Raw genomic sequence first — 15,336 nt, 5'->3', positions numbered from 1 at the left:
TCCCCGTCCCGTCTCGTTGTCGCACTGGGGACCAGCGTAGGGGAGGGGTCTGACAAAAGCTGTTGACCAAAGGGATCGCGGACGACCAAAGGTGCTGACGGGATGCTGCTTTAGAGTTCGAGCGACATGGAGACGTTGGTCTCGACGAAGCCGAGCGAGCGGTACAAGGCGCGCGCGGGGGCGTTGTGCCCGAAGACGTGCAGGCCCACGGTCTGCGCGCCGAGTTCGCGCGCCTGCTCGATCCCGGCCAGCATCGTGGCGCGGCCGTAGCCCAGGCCACGGAACTGCTCGCGCACCTCGATGTCGTAGATGAAGCCCTCGGTGCGGCCACCCTTGGGGCGCAGCGCGATCCAGATCGTCGCTACGTGCTCGCCTGATTCGGCGTCAGTAGCCGTGTAGAGGTGCTGGTCGGGTGTCTTGAGACCGTCCGGGAGCAGTCGCGCGTGGTCAGCCTCCGAGAGCGCCACCGCCTCGAATTCGCTCCACTCGCCGGAGGTCACCTTCTGCCGGGCGTAGTCGCGGATGCCGGCTCGCAGATAAGGGCCGAACTCCTCCTCGGCCATCGGGGAGAGTGTCACCTGGGGTTGGTTCTTTGCCATGCAGCGACGTTACTGTCCCGCCCGGTTCAGTGTCGGGGGAGCCCGGCCGCGGGGCGCGCTGCGCCGACAGCGGGACGGCGGGCCGGCCGCGTCTGCGAGAGTAGGTGTGTGACGAAGACTGCCGGGACCAAGACCGCGGCGACGAGCACCGGCGCGACGCAGAAGGCCGATCCGCACCGGACCGCGGCCGTGCGGCGGCTGGAGAAGGCCACCGGCTCGCTCGCGAACGCTGCCATCGCGCGGATGGAACAAAAGTTCGCCTGGTACCGCAACATGCCGCCGGAGAACCGGTCGTGGGTCGGTCTTGTCGCTCAGGCAGGCATTGCCGCCTTTACCGAGTGGTTCCGGCATCCGGACCAGAAGGCCGCGGTCTCGGCCGATGTCTTCGGCACCGCGCCGCGCGAGCTGACCCGGGCCGTCACTCTCCAGCAGACCGTACAGCTGGTGCGTACCACCATCGAGGTGGTCGAGGATCGCATCCACGAACTGGCGGAGAGCGAGCAGGAGGAGGCGATGCTGCGCGAGGGACTGCTGCGTTACTCGCGCGAGATCGCGTTCGCCACGGCGCAGGTCTACGCGCAGGCCGCCGAAATGCGCGGTGCCTGGGACGCGCGGCTGGAAGCCCTCGTCGTAGACGCGCTGCTGCGGGGAGAAGCGGACGACGCGGTACGTTCCCGCGCCTCCGCGCTTGGTTGGGGCGCGCACAGCGATATCGCCGTCGTCGTTGGTACCGCACCGCAAGACGATGCAGAGGCAGTGGTCGATGCGATGCACCGCGCCGGTCGACACGCCAAGCTCGCTGTGCTGGCGGGCGTACAGGGCGACCGGCTGATCGCGATCGTCGGCGGCGTCGACGGGGACCCGATCACCGCGGTGCGGCCGCTGGCCGGGCAGTTCGCGCCAGGCCCGGTGGTGGTCGGGCCGGTGGTCGCGGACCTGACGCTGGCCGCTGGTTCCGCGCACGCCGCGCTCTCCGGGCTGCACGCCTGCGCGGCCTGGCCGGACGCCCCGCGCCCGGTCGGCGCCGACGACTTGCTGCCCGAGCGGGCGCTGGCCGCGGACGACACCGCGCGCACCGTCCTGGTGGAGGAGATCTACAGGCCGCTGGCCGAGGCCGGCTCGGCGCTCTTGGAGACGCTCTCGGTCTATCTGGAGCAGGCCGCCTCGCTCGAAGCCGCCGCCCGGATACTGTTCGTGCACCCGAACACCGTGCGCTACCGGCTCAGACGGGTGACCGACATCACAGGCTTGACTCCCGCTCAGGCGCGCTCGGCGTTCACCCTCCAAGTCGCGCTGGTGCTGGGACGACTCGCCGACCCGGCCAAGCCCTTGTAGGAGTTCTACAAAGCCGCCCGCAGGATCTTCGTGTCCGCCACCGGGGCCGAACCGGGCCCGCCTTCCCGGAAGATGGAAGGGTGCTCGTACTCGTCGCTCCCGGCCAGGGGGCCCAGACCCCCGGCTTCCTCGCGCCCTGGCTCGAGGTGCCCGGCGTGGCCGACCGCCTCGCCTGGTGGTCCGCCGTCGCCGACCTCGACCTCATCCACTACGGCACCGAGGCGGACGCGGACACCATCCGCGACACCGCGATCGCCCAGCCGCTGCTGGTCGCCGCCGGCATCGCCGCGGCCCTGGCCGTCTTCCCGCACCCCGCGGAGGCCTTCCGCCAGGTCGGCGCGGCCGCGGGACACTCGGTCGGCGAGCTGACCGCCGCCGCGGGGACCGGGGCGATCACCGCCGAGTCGGCGATGGTGCTGGTGCGCGAGCGCGGCCGGGCGATGGCCGCGGCCGCCGCCGTGACGCAGACCTCGATGACCGCGGTGCTCGGCGGCGACGCGGACGAGGTGGTCGCCAAGCTGACCGAGCACGGGCTGACCCCGGCCAACCGCAACGGCGCCGGTCAGATCGTCGCCGCGGGGACCGTCGAACAGCTCGAAGCGCTCAAGGCCGACCCGCCCAACGGCGCCAAGCTGCGCGGGCTCTCCGTCGCAGGGGCCTTCCACACCGCGCACATGGCCCCGGCCGTCGCGCGGATGCAGCAGCTGGCCAAGGGCGTGAGCACGCGTGACCCGCGGGTGCGCTACATCTCCAACCGCGACGGGGCCGTGGTGCACTCCGGCCGCGAGGTGGTCACACGGCTGGTGAATCAGATCGCGAACCCGGTGCGCTGGGACCTGTGCATGGAGACGATGCGCGAGCTCGGCGTCACCGGAGTGCTCGAGGTTCCGCCAGCCGGCACGCTGGTCGGTTTGGCCAAGCGCGCGTTGCCGGGGGTGGCGACCTTCGCGCTCAAGACCCCGGACCAGCTCGACGCGGCGCGCGCCTTCGTGGCCGAGCACGCCGAGGAGCAGAGCGCGGCCGAAACGTTCGACACCGCGCCGACCTGGCGCTTGGTCGTCGCACCCTTCTCCGGCACCGTGCAGCGCGGTGCGCAGGGCATGGCGAGCGCCGAGTCTGGCGACGAGCTGGCCCCCGGCGCGAAAATCGGCGCTGTTGTCTCCCGCCGCGAGGAGCGGGTACTCGTCGCCGAGCACGGCGGCACGGTCCTCGAATGGCTCGTCGAAGACGGCGACCCGGTCGCCCCCGGTCAACCGCTGGTCCGCATCCACCCGAAGGCAGAGGCGCACTGAGATGACGCAGATTCAGTCGCCGGTCGGCGCACCGCACGCCAGGATCCTGGGCGTCGGCGGCTACCGGCCGTCCCGAGTGGTCACCAACGAGGAGATCTGCCAGACGATCGACTCCTCCGACGAGTGGATCAGGACCCGCACCGGCATTCAGGAGCGGCGCTGGGCCACCGCCGAGGAGACTGTCGGCGTGATGGCGCTGGCCGCGTCGGGCAAGGCGCTGGCCGCGGCTGGGATCGAGCCTGAGCGCATCGGCTGCGTCCTCATCTCGACCGTCACGCACCTGTCGCAGACCCCTTCGCTGGCCGCCGACGTGGCCAACCAGCTCGGCGCCGTGAACGCCGCGGCCTTCGACATCTCCGCTGCCTGCGCCGGCTTCTGCCACGGCCTCGCCCTCGGGCAGGACATGGTGCGCAGCGGCTCGGCCGAGTATGTCCTCGTCATCGGGGTCGAGCGGCTGAGCGACCTGACCGACATGACCGACCGCTCCACGGCGTTCATCTTCGGCGACGGCGCGGGCGCCGCGGTGGTCGGCCCTTCGCAGACCCCCGGCATCGGCCCGGTGGTGTGGGGCGCGGACGGCGCGCAACTCGAGGCGATCGGCCAGACCTTCTCCTGGGAGGAGCTGCGCAAGCAGCCGGACCTCGGCTTCCCGGCGCTGCGCATGGCCGGACAGCAGGTCTTCCGCTGGGCCTCATACCAGATGGTCCCGGTCGCTAAGAAGGCGCTGGAGCGGGCCGGCATCACCGCCGACCAGCTTGACGCGTTCATCCCGCACCAGGCGAACATGCGGATCACCGATGCGATGATCAGGGCGCTCAAGCTGCCCGAGCACGTGCCGGTCGCCCGCGACATCGCGAAGCAGGGCAACACCTCCGCCGCGTCGATCCCGCTCGCCATGGAGCGGATGCTGGAGGAGGGCGAGGCTCCGCACGGCGGCGCCGCGCTGTTGATCGGCTTCGGCGCCGGGTTGGTGTACGCCGCGCAGGTAGTCGTCTTGCCGTAAATGTACGCTGCCCTAGTTCCAACCGGGCGGGAAGTGAGTACTCGACCCGTGCGGCGCAGTTCCCCCCAAGCAGTAAGACAATCCGAGCAGCTAAGGAACCGGAAAATGGCTACCCAGGAAGAAATCCTCTCGGGCCTCGCCGAGATCGTGAACGAAGTGGCCGGGATCGAGGAGAGCGAGGTCCAGCTGGACAAGTCGTTCACCGGCGACCTGGATGTCGACTCGCTGACGATGGTCGAGGTCGTCGTCGCGGCCGAGGAGAAGTTCGACGTGAAGATCCCGGACGACGAGGTCAAGAACCTCAACACGGTCGGCGACGCGGTCAGCTACATCCTCGCGCACAGCAGCTGAGGCAGAACCCGGCAACCGGGTGCTCGGCCGGCTCAGCAAGCGCCTGACGGCGCGTCAGTTCAACGCGGCGGCCGAGCCGAGCACTCGACCCGGCGGCCCCGCCCGCCCCTTCCGCCTTTCGTAATGCAGTCCAGAGCGTACGTACAGATTGGGACAGACTTGTCGGCGTCAACTAACAGCGCGGATTCCCGCCGCAAGGTGGTCGTCACCGGCCTCGGCGCGACCACGCCGCTCGGCGGTGACGTCGCCACGTCCTGGGCGGCGCTGCTGGCCGGGCGTTCCGGCGTCAGGCCGCTGACCGAGGAGTGGGCCGAAGGGCTGCCGGTCCGGATCGCGGCGCGGGTCGCGGTCGAGCCGAGCGAGGTCATGAAGCCGGTGGAGCGCCGCCGGCTCGACCGCTCGGCGCAGTTCGCTCTCATCGCGGCGCGCGAAGCGTGGAAGGACGCGGGCCTCGACGGCGCCGAGGTCGACCCGGAGCGACTAGGCGCGGTGGTCGGCTCGGGCATCGGCGGCGTGATCACGCTGCTGGACGCTTATGACGTGCTCAAGGAGAAGGGCGCGCGGCAGGTGTCTCCGCGCACCGTGCCCATGCTCATGCCGAACAGCCCGGCCGCGTACGTGGGCCTGGAGTTCGGCGCGCAGGCGGGCGTGCACACCCCGGTCTCGGCCTGCGCCACCGGTTCGGAGGCGGTCGGCTACGCGCTGGAGATGATCCGCAACGGCCGCGCCGACATCGTGGTGGCCGGCGGCACCGAGGCCCCGATCCACCCGCTGCCGATCGCCGGCTTCGCCAACATGATGGCGATGTCGAAGAGGAACGACGAGCCGCAGCGCGCCTCCCGTCCGTACGACAAGGCCCGCGACGGCTTCGTTCTCGGCGAGGGCGCAGGCATCCTCGTGCTCGAATCCGCCGAGCACGCCGCGGCCCGCGGCGCGCGCGTGTACGCCGAGGTCGCCGCGGTCGGCATGTCCGCCGACTCACACGACATCGCGCAGCCCGAGCCGACCGGACGCGGCATCAGCGCCGCGCTGCGGCACGCGCTGGCCGACGGCCGGATCGACCCGGCGCAGATCGTGCACCTCAACGCGCACGCCACCTCGACTCCGCTCGGCGACCTCGCCGAACTGGTCGCGGTGCGCGCGGTGCTCGGCGCGGCGGCCGAGAACGTGGCCATCTCCGCCACCAAGTCGATGACCGGGCACCTGCTCGGCGGCGCCGGCGGCGTGGAGACGGTGTTCTCGGTTCTGGCGCTGCACGAACTGCTCGCCCCGCCGACGATCAACGTCGACGACCTCGACAACGAGGTGAACCTGGACATCGTGCGGGTCGAGCCCCGGCCGCTGCCGGCCGAGACGCCCGCCGGACCGGCCGTGGTGCTCAACAACTCCTTCGGCTTCGGCGGGCACAACGTGGTGCTGGCAGTGCGCCGCGCCTGACAGCCTGTCATATACCGGTACAGTCACGTCCGACCCCCTGTCTCCGAGGTATCGGCACTTTAGAGCGACCGAGGGATATGAGCCGCCCACATGACCGCTGTCGTTGACATGCCCGAGCAGCCCGCGGCCGGCGCCACCGCCAACGCGGCCGGCCAGGCCAAGCCCGCGAAGCCGTCGCGCGAGGACGACCCGCGCAACCCGCTCAGGCGGCTGGCGAAGCTGTTCGACTCGGGCGCGTTCGAGCTGCTCACGCCGTTCGACGACTCCGGTTTCGTGGCCGCGCAGGGCTTGATCGAGGGCACCAGGGCGTGCGCCTACGCCTCGGACCCGACTGTCCAGGGCGGCGCGATGGGTGACGTGGGCTGCAAGGCGATCCTGGTCGCGTATGAGAAGGCGCTAGCCGACGCGGTGCCGGTGATCGGCCTGCTGCACTCCGGCGGGGCGCGCCTCGCCGAGGGTGTGCTCTCGCTGCACGCGGTCGGACAGGTCTTCGCCATGCAGACCCGAGCCTCGGGCAAGATCCCGCAGATCTCGCTGGTGCTCGGCCCGGCCGCGGGCGGCGCGGCGTACGGCCCGGCACTAACCGACATCGTGGTGCTCGGCCCAGCCGGCCGGGTGTTCGTCACCGGTCCCGAGGTGGTGCGCTCGGTCACCGGCGAGGCAGTGGACATGGACCGGCTCGGCGGGGCTGAGCCGCACGGCCGCCGCTCAGGCGTGGTGCATGTAGTCGCGCACAGTGACGAGGACGCCTTCAGCAGCGCCAGGCGGCTGGTCTCGCTGCTCGGCGATCAGGGTGCGATGGACCTCGACGCGATCGCCGAACGCGACCTCGCCGGCCTGCTGCCGGACTCGCCCAAGCGCGCCTACGACGTGCACCCGCTGGTCAACGGCGTGCTCGACGGCGCGGGCGTGGAGCTGCACCCGAAGTGGGCACCGAACATCGTCACCACGCTCGGCCGGTTCGGTGGCCGCACCGTCGGCGTCATCGCGAACAACCCGCTGCGGCTCGGCGGCTGCCTGGACTCGGTTTCAGCGGAGAAGGCAGCGCGTTTCGTGCGGATGTGTGACGCGTTCGGCGTTCCGCTCGTGGTGCTGGTGGATGTGCCCGGTTACCTCCCCGGCGTCGGCCAGGAGTGGGATGGCGTGGTGCGCCGCGGCGCGAAACTGCTACACGCTTTCGCCGAGGCGGTCGTGCCGCGCGTCACCCTGGTCACGCGCAAGACCTACGGCGGTGCCTATATCGCGATGAACTCACGCGCGCTCGGCGCGACCCGCGTATTCGCCTGGCCGACGGCTGAGGTCGCGGTCATGGGCGCGGTGGCCGCAGTGCGGGTGCTGCATCGGCGCAAGCTGGCCGAGGTGGCCGACGACCTGCGCCCGCAACTGGAACTCGAACTCGCCGCCGAGCACACGCGGGTGGCCGGCGGGCTGGACAAGGCCGTGCAGATCGGCGTGGTGGACGAAGTGGTCGAACCGGCCGCGACCCGCCGCGCGCTGGCCGCCGCGATCGCCGCCGCCCCGCAGCGCCGCGGACGGCACGGCAACATCCCGCTCTAAGCGCGGCGCGGGAACGCGATTGCGACTCGCGCGTCGCCGCTGCCGCCGACGACGCATCAGCAAGTCGCGGTCATCGAACCGAGATCGGCGCGGCGGCTCCGTCGCCGGCTGCCCCGTCTCGGCTTAGCACTGTCGTTCCCGCGCAGCCGGGCGAGGCAGTATCCCTCGAACGAGTGAACCGCAACACCGGGTGCTCCCGACATTCCGGACCGTACTCTGGTCGTTAGATGGCGTTCCCCTTGCGTCATCGGGTATGTACCTAGCAAGTCGGAAGGATCATGCGCGTTTCGGCGGACCTGCGGCAGGGCGAAGGGAGGGATGCCCGGTGTGGATCGGATACCGGTCGGTGTTCGGCGTGGACTGGAAAGAAGCCAACCGCGGCCCCGAAATCGCCGCCGACCGGATGGGCCGCTGGCTGGCGCGCGAAGGGTTCGATGCCGGATTCGACGCCGTACCGGGACGCTACCGGGTCGGTAACGGCGCCGTGCTCACCCAGACCGAGGCCGCGCAGCCGCGCCGGTTCAAGGCCGTGCGCTATCGGCTCAAAGAGGCGCCGCGTGCCGGTGTGCATTGGTACACCTCGCTGACCTTCGTTTCGCTCTCCCGGCGGCCCGACAAGGAGCTGCGTGAGCACGGCTACTTCCTCATCGAGGTCTCGGCGCGCGGTTCGGACCCGGCCACGCCGATAGACGAGCGGGTACGCACTCCCGACCTGACCGGTCTGGTGCTCGAAGCGGTGACCGCCACCGACGGCCCGGCCCGGCTGACTACCTGCCCGCAGCTGATCACCGCCAGCGCGGTGGACGATCTGATCAACGTGTTATGCGATCCCGGCCGGCGGATGCCCGCGGTGGTGGCGGTGCCCGGCGACGGCGACGACCTGGAGCAGTGGCGGGAGCGCTTCGCCGAGGCGACCAAGTACCTGCACGGCATCGCCTCGCTCTATCTGCTCGACGACGAGGCCGGGCACAAGCTCAACAACGAGTTCGAATACCACTGGACCACCGCCGCGCTGCGCACCTTCCACCCGCTGGTGGACCCGGCCTCGCGCGAAGACGGCGAGCGGCACCCGGTGCTCAAAGGCGACCGGCTCGACTACGAGATGGACGCCGTCCAGGCGATTCTGACCCACCGCATCCGGCAGGCCACCGCCGCCGCGCCACTGCCGGACCCGCTGGCCGACGTAGGTGACGCGCTCTTCCGGGCGAACGAGCAGCAGCGCGCCGACGAGGCCCATCACCGGCGGCTCGCGCGGGAACTGCAGCCGTGCGGCCCGAACGGGTCAGGGCCGGCGGACACGCAGATCGCCGGGGAAGCCGAGGTCGCGGGCGTCGTCACCGCAGCCGAGCCGGAGCCGAGCCCGTTCGACCTGCTCATCGACTCCTTCGGGGACTTCCCCAACCTGCTGGTGACCGCGGAGGAGGGCCCGATGCGGGCGCTCGGCCAGCACAAGGACGCGGCGACCTTCGCCGCCAAGGCCCGCGAGGCGCTGGCCGCCCTCGACGCGTACGTCGCGTTGCGCCGCGCGGGTGGCTGGGACGGCGGCGGGTTCCGCATGTACTGCGAGGACTCCCGGCACGGCGGCCGCATCTACCCGGCCACTCAGGTCGCGGCGCAGGAGTCTGACACGGTCAGACAGGACCCGAGAATGGCCGAGCAGCGCAGGTTCCGGGTGCCGCGGACCGTGTCAGAGAGCGGATATGCCGAGTTCTGGGCGCATATCAAGATCGGTAGTTCGGGTCAGGTGGCGCCGCGGCTGCACTATCTCGACGACACGAACGGCCCGACGGGCTGCGTCATCGTGGGCTACCTCGGTCACCACCTGAAGAACACCCGATCCAGCTGACCCGGCCTGCCGGCCGGGTCACATCGCCGTCGCCAGGGGCTACCAGACCACCTGTACCTCGTCGCCGATGTGCAGGAAGTTGAAGACCCAGGCGGCGTTGCCCGCGCTCAGATGCACACAGCCGTGTGAGCGCACGTATACCGAGCCTTCGTGGAACGCCTCACCGCCGTCGAAGAACACTGAGTACGGCATCGGGGCGTTGTTGTAGATCGTCGAGTACCACATTCGGTTCTTGCGGAAGACGTGGAACGTGCCGACTTCCGTTCCGTAGCCGGAGCGGCCGGTCGCGACCTTCACCGGGCCACGCATGACCTTTCCGTCGCGCACAAACCAGGCCAGCTGCCGGGAAAGGTCGACGCAAGCCACGGCCGCTGCGGAGCACGGAACTCCGGGGGCCTTGGCAGCCGACTGTTTCGGCACGGCGCTGCGGGTCGGCGGCGGCGCGACTGGCGCGGCCGGCTTGGTAGTGCTCGGCGTCGTCTGCGGAGCCGCGCTGGTGGCGGCCGCCGACGAGGGCGAGGTAGCGGCGGAAGCTGCTGAGGCCGCGCTTGTTGAGGAGGCCGCCGACATGGAGGTCAGCGGTTTGGCCTCGGCAGCCGGGGACGCTTGGGTCTGGACTGCACAGCCGGTCGTGACGCCCGCGAGGGCGAGCATCACGCCGGATCTGACCAGGACGTGTCGTCTTAGAACCTGAGATATTCGTCGCAACTGGCACCACCCACTTCTCTCGGACCGTCCGCCCCCACGGCTGTGGCACGCTCTGTTGAGACCACGCTCTCTTGAAACAGAACCTCGTGCCCTAAGACCTCGTAAGACCTCGCTGTGGCAACTTCAAGACGGCTCGGGAACCTCGCGGGTTGCGGCCGTTATCCAGCTGTGCTTCAGACGCAAGTGTTTTGATTCCACAGCACGATGCCGGGGCGTTCGTGCTCGAATCCGAGCGCGCAGATCGCGGCCGTGCCGAGGATGAAATCGGCGCCGGCCGCCGCCGGAAGACCGAGCCAGCGCGCGGCCAGGATGCGCAGCACGTGGCCGTGCGCGACCAGTGCCACATCGCCCTCCAGGGCGTCCGGCGAACCGGGGAGAACCAGGGGTTTGACTCGCTCGATCACCCGGTCACAGCGCTCGCCTACCTGATCCGCGCTCTCGCCCGGGAATCCGTCGGGTCCGCCCGGGATCACTCCGTCGGACCACAGATACCAGCCGGGCCGATCACGCTGGATGTCCTTGGTGGTGCGGCCTTCGTAGCCGCCGTAGTCCCACTCCCACAGATCCGGGTCGATGCCCTGAACCGGCAGCGCGGCCAGTTCGGCCGTGCGGCGGGCCCGCGCCGCCGGGCTGGACCAGGCCGTGACGATTTTCCGCCCCGACAAGGCTTCCCCGGCCATCCGCGCCCGCGCCTCTCCCTCAGCGGTCAGCGGGACGTCGGTTCGCCCGGTGTGCCGTCCGCTCTTCGACCATTCGGTCTCGCCGTGCCGCAGCAGGATGATCTCTCCCATACAGCCACGCTAGCGCGCCCTGGCAGGATGGGCCGCATGGAACAGACGAACGGGAGCGGGCCGCTCGCCGAAGCCTGCCTCATCGACGAGCGAGTGTGGACCGCGTTCACCGAGGCGACCGGTTTCATGCCGGACGACGAGGCGCGCGCCCTGTACGCCGCGGCCGTAGCCGGCGCGCGAGTGGGACCGCTGGTCGAGATCGGCACCTATCTCGGGAAATCCGCCATCCTGTTGGCCGCGGCGGCCCGCACGCAGGGCCGCAAGCTGCTGACCGTGGATCACCACCGCGGCTCCGAGGAGCACCAACCCGGCTGGGAGTACCACGATGCTGCCCTAGTCGATCCCGAAGTCGGGCTGCTCGACACGCTGCCGGGCGCGCGCCGGACGCTGGCGCGCGCCGGGGTCGAGCGTGACGTGATCCTGATCGTCGGACGCTCGCCGGAGGTGGCCGCGCTGTGGACGACCCCGCTCGGGTTCGTGTTCATCGACGGCGGGCACACGGATGAAGCCGCGCAAGCGGATTACGCCGGGTGGGCGCCGTTGGTGGCCCCGGGCGGCCTATTGGCCATCCACGATGTCTTCCCCGATCCGGCGGACGGGGGACAGGCGCCGTACCGGATCTACCTGCTCGCGCTGGAGTCCGGATGGTTCGCCGAGGACGCGGAACTGAGCGGCACCGGCTCGCTCAGGGTGCTGCGCCGGAAGTGACCGCCGGGCGGTCTCGATGCCCGGTCAGCGCTTGACGATCACGCCGCCGATGGCGGCGGTGCGCTCGGCCAGCTCCGGGCCGGGTCCGGTGCCGTCCGGATGCCAGTCGGTGATCGGCACCAGGCCCGGATCGATGAACTCGTACCCGTCCAGCAGCTCGCGCACGTGCTGCGCGGTGCGCGGGGTCAGCTCGATCTGGTCCTGCGCCAGCGTTTTGTCCAGAGCGTTGTTGACTTCCTCGGACTCGACCTCGACGACATGGAAGAGGGCTGCCATGCTGCCCGGGACGACCCGCTGCATCAGATAGTCGAGCGCGCGCCTGGCCCGCCGGTCCGCGGCGATGTAGTCCAGCATGCCGAACAGCAGCAGGCCGACCGGCTGGTCGAAGTCGATCTTGGTGATCAGGCCGGGCCGGGACAGGATGTCCTGCGGTTCCCGGAAATTGCCGCCGATCACCGTGACCGGGGGACCCGGCCGGCCGACCAGCAGGGCTCTGGCATGGGCGAGCGAGATCGGGTCGTCGGCCACGTAAACGAAGGTGCGGGTGTCCGGGGCGCTCTCGCTGGCTGCCTGGTCGTTGCTGTTGGCGATCGTGATCGCCGCGCCCATCTGGAGGAACTGGCGAATGCCGGCCTCGGCCAGTTTGCGCACGGCGCGGCGGGTGAACGCCTCGGCGGCGCGCACGGTGATGACGGTGTCCGGGCGGGCCTTGATCAGCGCGTCGGCGGCGTCCCGGTCGGCCTTGAAGTGGTCCTTGCCGCCGATCAGGTAGTTGAACATCCGGTTCGGATGCGGGACCGAGGTGTCGATCTGCGGCGGTTCCCAATTGGAGGCGAGCTCCTGGTCCCAGGGCGTGTGCCCGTCCACCATCCTGCCGCCTCCCCGATCCGTCCGCCGCCGCTTCAGATCTCCGCGCCGCCGACCCTTGTCGGCCTCTTCCTGAGAAGGGTACGCCGCGCGGCTGTATCACGGTACCTTTTGGACCATTCCGTTGGCCCTGGCAGTGCCGGCGGTCGCCCGAGATCGTCTGAGCACTGATTTCTGCGCCGCCGACCCCGCCGCGCCTGACGGTGGGTCAGCCGCGGCGGGGCCCGACGGCAGGGCGGGCTCGGGGTGGGGGACCGAGGCCGGCCCGCGTCGTTTCAGCGCAGTTCGCGCATTACTGGGACTGCATTCCGTACTGAGACCGCATTGCGGGTGCCGCCGACCGGGTCAGGCCAGGTCGTCGAACTCGCCGTCCTTGGCGCCCGCGAGCAGGGCACTGATTTCAGCGCGGGTGTACACCAGCGCCGGCCCGTCGGGGAACCTCGAGTTGCGCACCGCGACCGAGCCGTCCGCGAGCCGGGCGAACTCGACGCAGTTGCCCTGCGAGTTGCTGTGGCTGCTCTTGCGCCAGGCGACGCCGACGAGGTCGGCCGCCGGAATGCCGTTGTAGGGGGTGGGAATGGTCATCTTCGCTCCCGGATTCAGGTACCGCGATCGGTGAGCCGGTCAGGGCTTGGCCCGGCCGCGGCGGGGATGTGGGGGTTGTGAGGACGGCCGCCGGGGACTTCAAGCCGTCGCGCGATCTCGGACACGCTGTGGTGCGGGATCGACTGGACGGATCAAACGGTACGTCCCATGCAGAAGATACTGCGGATGCGAGTGCTGATGCACGTGCATCGGCAAAAAATCTGGAAATGTTCAGAGTCCTACCCCTGGCGAATGCTGGCGAACGGCGAGAAGGGCCATTCCAACGCGTGGAATGGCCCTCAGACGATCTTCTGACGAAGTTTCAGCGATCTTGTCGCGCGTACCGATGCGGCCGCAAGTGCAGATGCCGGGTCGACCGCTCGACTTCCCTACTTCGCTATAGGGAACTGGGATCTCGCGCTACGGCGCGAGCCGGCGCGGTCGGGTTCACTGCACGTCGAAGCGAGCCCAGACGACCTTGCCGGACGTCTCGTGGGACCAGCCCCACGCGGCGGACAGCGCGTCGACCAACAGCAGGCCGCGACCGGACTCCGCGGTGTCCCCGGCCTGTTCCGGTGTCGGGGGCAACGCGCTGCCGTCAGCGACCCGGCAGGTCACGGCTTTGCCGTCGTATTCGAGGTCGAGCCTGATCCCGGCTCCGGCGGCGGCCCGCCGGTCACCTCGCGCATGAAGCAGCGCGTTCGTGATGAGCTCTGAGATCACCAGGTCGACGTCATCGGCCAGGGCGGCAAGCCGCCACTCGGCCAGCGCGGCGGTGGCGAACCGGCGGGCCGCGCCGGCGGACTGTGGCGACGCGGGAAGGTCGAGGCCGGCACTGCGTACCGGTTCCCCCGGCCGATCCTCGTCGGCGCGCGTGGACTCAGACTGCATGGAGGTCGCGATGGACATGTGGGCGTCCGTGGGGTCGAGGCGGATGAGGCGACGACTGTGCTGGTGGTGCCTGCCGTTCCCGGCTTGCTCGCTGGTGATGCACGGTGTGGCGATACTCCGTTCGCGCTCCGGTGGGTGCGGCACACGCTCGGTGTGAATCAGCATTCGCCCATTCTTCGGATTTAGCAAGGGCCGATGCAACTGCAAACGTAGCGAATGCCGATGCAAGTGCATCGTAGCGCCGAGTGACGTCTTGTCACGCCCTGTTGCTCGAAGAGAACTTCAATTCTCCGGGGGACGGTGGCAGACTGACTCCACGCCGGACGCCAAGACGCCGCGTCCGCGCCGCCGGGCGCGACGCCAGGCCCGGACTTGAGACCAGCGGGAACCGAAAGACGAGACGCCGCGCGGCAGCGCCCGTACGGCCCCGACGGGGAGAGGGAGCGGATGGACGGAGTCGGCGACAGCTCAACGGTGCGCCGCATACTCCTCGGCTCCCTCCTGCGGCGGCTGCGCGAGTCGAAGAACATCTCGATGCGCGAGGCCGGCTACCACATCCGGGCCACGGAGTCCAAGATCAGCCGCCTGGAGACGGGGAAGGTCTCGTTCAAGGAGCGGGATGTAGAGGACTTGCTCACCTTCTACGGCGTGCTCGACGGCAAGGAGCGCGACCAGGTTCTCGACCTGGTACGCGAAGCGAACGCGCAGGGCTGGTGGCACAGCTTCAGCGAGGTGCTGCCCTCCTGGTTCGAGGCCTTCATCGGCCTGGAGTCGGCCGCGTCCGTGGTGCGCACCTACGAGGTCCAGTTCGTGCCAGGACTGCTGCAGTGCCCGCAGTACGTGGACGCGGTGCTCTCCTCGAACCGGGCGCAGAGCGCGACCGACCACAAGCGGCGCATCGAGCTGCGGCAGCGACGGCAGGCCGCATTGGAGCGTGACGACGCGCCGATCCTGTGGGTGGTGCTGGACGAGGCGGCGCTGCGTCGCCCGATCGGTGGCCCCGAGGTGATGAAGGCTCAGATCGCGTACCTGATTGAGCAGGCCGAGCGGCCGAACATTACGATCCAGCTACTGCCTTACTCGGTGGGCGCGCACGCGGCCGAGGGCGGCGCCTTCACGCTGCTGCGGTTTGCCGAGTCCGATCTGCCGGACGTCGTCTACCTCGAGCATCTGACCGGCGCGCAGTACATCGAGCGCCCGGAGGACGTGGAGCAGTACGCACGGGCGATGGACCGGATCTCGGTCGACGCGCTGCATCCCGAGGCGACGCTGGAAGCCTTGAAGGCGCTGCTGAATCCCTGAACCGCCGCTGCTGCCACTCCCGGTGCCGCGCCCGCTGCTTCGAGCCCTCAGAGGGCGTCGTGTG

General features: G+C 70.1%; 16 protein-coding genes. 10 read left to right on the top strand and 6 right to left on the bottom strand.

Annotation, left to right across the window (positions count from 1 at the left end; translation table 11 throughout):
• Window positions 1-110: 110 nt before the first annotated feature.
• Complete coding sequence (locus VN779_RS12615; protein WP_325722734.1) at window positions 111-599, bottom strand: GNAT family N-acetyltransferase; 489 nt, start codon at window positions 597-599, stop codon at window positions 111-113.
• Window positions 600-707: 108 nt separating this feature from the next.
• Between VN779_RS12615 and VN779_RS12610 the strand changes: the two genes are divergently transcribed.
• From VN779_RS12610 to VN779_RS12580, 7 genes are all read left to right on the top strand, one after another.
• Window positions 708-1,934, top strand: a complete 1,227-nt coding sequence (locus VN779_RS12610) for a PucR family transcriptional regulator (protein ID WP_325722732.1) — start codon at window positions 708-710, stop codon at window positions 1,932-1,934.
• Between the two features lie 80 nt (window positions 1,935-2,014).
• A complete protein-coding gene (locus VN779_RS12605) occupies window positions 2,015-3,226 on the top strand; it encodes an acyltransferase domain-containing protein (RefSeq protein ID WP_325722730.1) in 1,212 nt (403 codons plus the stop codon).
• A 1-nt stretch (window position 3,227) separates the two neighbouring features.
• A complete protein-coding gene (locus VN779_RS12600; RefSeq protein WP_325722728.1) occupies window positions 3,228-4,229 on the top strand; it encodes a beta-ketoacyl-ACP synthase III in 1,002 nt (333 codons plus the stop codon).
• Between the two features lie 105 nt (window positions 4,230-4,334).
• On the top strand, window positions 4,335-4,580 hold the full coding sequence (locus VN779_RS12595) for an acyl carrier protein (RefSeq protein ID WP_325722726.1): 246 nt from the start codon (window positions 4,335-4,337) through the stop codon (window positions 4,578-4,580).
• A 123-nt stretch (window positions 4,581-4,703) separates the two neighbouring features.
• Window positions 4,704-6,017 (top strand): beta-ketoacyl-ACP synthase II, encoded by a 1,314-nt coding sequence (gene fabF / locus VN779_RS12590; RefSeq protein WP_414639656.1) that lies wholly within the window; start codon window positions 4,704-4,706, stop codon window positions 6,015-6,017.
• A 90-nt stretch (window positions 6,018-6,107) separates the two neighbouring features.
• Window positions 6,108-7,574 carry a carboxyl transferase domain-containing protein gene (locus VN779_RS12585; RefSeq protein ID WP_325722722.1) on the top strand — a complete coding sequence of 489 codons (1,467 nt, stop codon included), beginning with the start codon at window positions 6,108-6,110 and terminating at the stop codon, window positions 7,572-7,574.
• Between the two features lie 325 nt (window positions 7,575-7,899).
• On the top strand, window positions 7,900-9,420 hold the full coding sequence (locus VN779_RS12580; RefSeq protein ID WP_325722720.1) for a hypothetical protein: 1,521 nt from the start codon (window positions 7,900-7,902) through the stop codon (window positions 9,418-9,420).
• A 39-nt stretch (window positions 9,421-9,459) separates the two neighbouring features.
• Here the strand turns inward: VN779_RS12580 and VN779_RS12575 are convergent, their stop codons facing one another.
• The gene (locus VN779_RS12575) at window positions 9,460-9,786 is read right to left on the bottom strand and encodes a L,D-transpeptidase (protein WP_325722718.1); all 327 of its coding nucleotides are present in this window, start codon (window positions 9,784-9,786) and stop codon (window positions 9,460-9,462) included.
• Window positions 9,787-9,817: 31 nt separating this feature from the next.
• On the opposite strand from VN779_RS12575, the gene VN779_RS12570 reads away from it, so the two are divergent.
• Window positions 9,818-10,114: a hypothetical protein gene (locus VN779_RS12570; RefSeq protein ID WP_325722716.1), complete on the top strand. Its 297-nt coding sequence runs from the start codon at window positions 9,818-9,820 to the stop codon at window positions 10,112-10,114.
• Window positions 10,115-10,301: 187 nt separating this feature from the next.
• Here the strand turns inward: VN779_RS12570 and VN779_RS12565 are convergent, their stop codons facing one another.
• Entirely contained in the window at window positions 10,302-10,919 is a 618-nt protein-coding gene (locus VN779_RS12565) for a histidine phosphatase family protein (protein WP_325722715.1), read from the bottom strand.
• A gap of 36 nt (window positions 10,920-10,955) precedes the next feature.
• Here VN779_RS12565 and VN779_RS12560 point away from each other — a divergent pair, with 36 nt between their 5' ends.
• Window positions 10,956-11,627, top strand: coding sequence for a class I SAM-dependent methyltransferase (locus tag VN779_RS12560; protein ID WP_325722713.1), 672 nt, complete (start codon window positions 10,956-10,958; stop codon window positions 11,625-11,627).
• A gap of 24 nt (window positions 11,628-11,651) precedes the next feature.
• On the opposite strand, the gene VN779_RS12555 is transcribed toward VN779_RS12560, so the two are convergent.
• The 3 genes from VN779_RS12555 to VN779_RS12545 form a co-directional block, all read right to left on the bottom strand.
• Window positions 11,652-12,497: an SAM-dependent methyltransferase gene (locus tag VN779_RS12555; protein ID WP_325722711.1), complete on the bottom strand. Its 846-nt coding sequence runs from the start codon at window positions 12,495-12,497 to the stop codon at window positions 11,652-11,654.
• A gap of 342 nt (window positions 12,498-12,839) precedes the next feature.
• Window positions 12,840-13,079: a DUF397 domain-containing protein gene (locus VN779_RS12550; protein ID WP_325722709.1), complete on the bottom strand. Its 240-nt coding sequence runs from the start codon at window positions 13,077-13,079 to the stop codon at window positions 12,840-12,842.
• 447 nt (window positions 13,080-13,526) lie between these two features.
• On the bottom strand, window positions 13,527-13,988 hold the full coding sequence (locus VN779_RS12545) for an ATP-binding protein (protein WP_325722707.1): 462 nt from the start codon (window positions 13,986-13,988) through the stop codon (window positions 13,527-13,529).
• A gap of 429 nt (window positions 13,989-14,417) precedes the next feature.
• On the opposite strand from VN779_RS12545, the gene VN779_RS12540 reads away from it, so the two are divergent.
• The gene (locus tag VN779_RS12540) at window positions 14,418-15,272 is read left to right on the top strand and encodes a helix-turn-helix transcriptional regulator (RefSeq protein ID WP_325722705.1); all 855 of its coding nucleotides are present in this window, start codon (window positions 14,418-14,420) and stop codon (window positions 15,270-15,272) included.
• Window positions 15,273-15,336 lie beyond the last annotated feature (64 nt).

Origin of the sequence: Actinocrinis sp. (assembly GCF_035605935.1) — a bacterium.
GTDB lineage: Bacteria > Actinomycetota > Actinomycetes > Streptomycetales > Catenulisporaceae > Actinocrinis.
Note: the sequence above shows the minus strand (reverse complement) of the source record. Positions and strands in the feature narration are given on the sequence as shown.

Coding starts and splice junctions, on each gene's coding strand:
- VN779_RS12615 (WP_325722734.1), bottom strand. CDS start 599: ATGGCAAAGAACCAACCCCAGGTGACACTCTCCCCGATGGCCGAGGAG.
- VN779_RS12600 (WP_325722728.1), top strand. CDS start 3,228: ATGACGCAGATTCAGTCGCCGGTCGGCGCACCGCACGCCAGGATCCTG.
- VN779_RS12595 (WP_325722726.1), top strand. CDS start 4,335: ATGGCTACCCAGGAAGAAATCCTCTCGGGCCTCGCCGAGATCGTGAAC.
- fabF (WP_414639656.1), top strand. CDS start 4,704: ATGCAGTCCAGAGCGTACGTACAGATTGGGACAGACTTGTCGGCGTCA.
- VN779_RS12585 (WP_325722722.1), top strand. CDS start 6,108: ATGACCGCTGTCGTTGACATGCCCGAGCAGCCCGCGGCCGGCGCCACC.
- VN779_RS12565 (WP_325722715.1), bottom strand. CDS start 10,919: ATGGGAGAGATCATCCTGCTGCGGCACGGCGAGACCGAATGGTCGAAG.
- VN779_RS12560 (WP_325722713.1), top strand. CDS start 10,956: ATGGAACAGACGAACGGGAGCGGGCCGCTCGCCGAAGCCTGCCTCATC.
- VN779_RS12555 (WP_325722711.1), bottom strand. CDS start 12,497: ATGGTGGACGGGCACACGCCCTGGGACCAGGAGCTCGCCTCCAATTGG.
- VN779_RS12550 (WP_325722709.1), bottom strand. CDS start 13,079: ATGACCATTCCCACCCCCTACAACGGCATTCCGGCGGCCGACCTCGTC.
- VN779_RS12545 (WP_325722707.1), bottom strand. CDS start 13,988: ATGTCCATCGCGACCTCCATGCAGTCTGAGTCCACGCGCGCCGACGAG.
- VN779_RS12540 (WP_325722705.1), top strand. CDS start 14,418: ATGGACGGAGTCGGCGACAGCTCAACGGTGCGCCGCATACTCCTCGGC.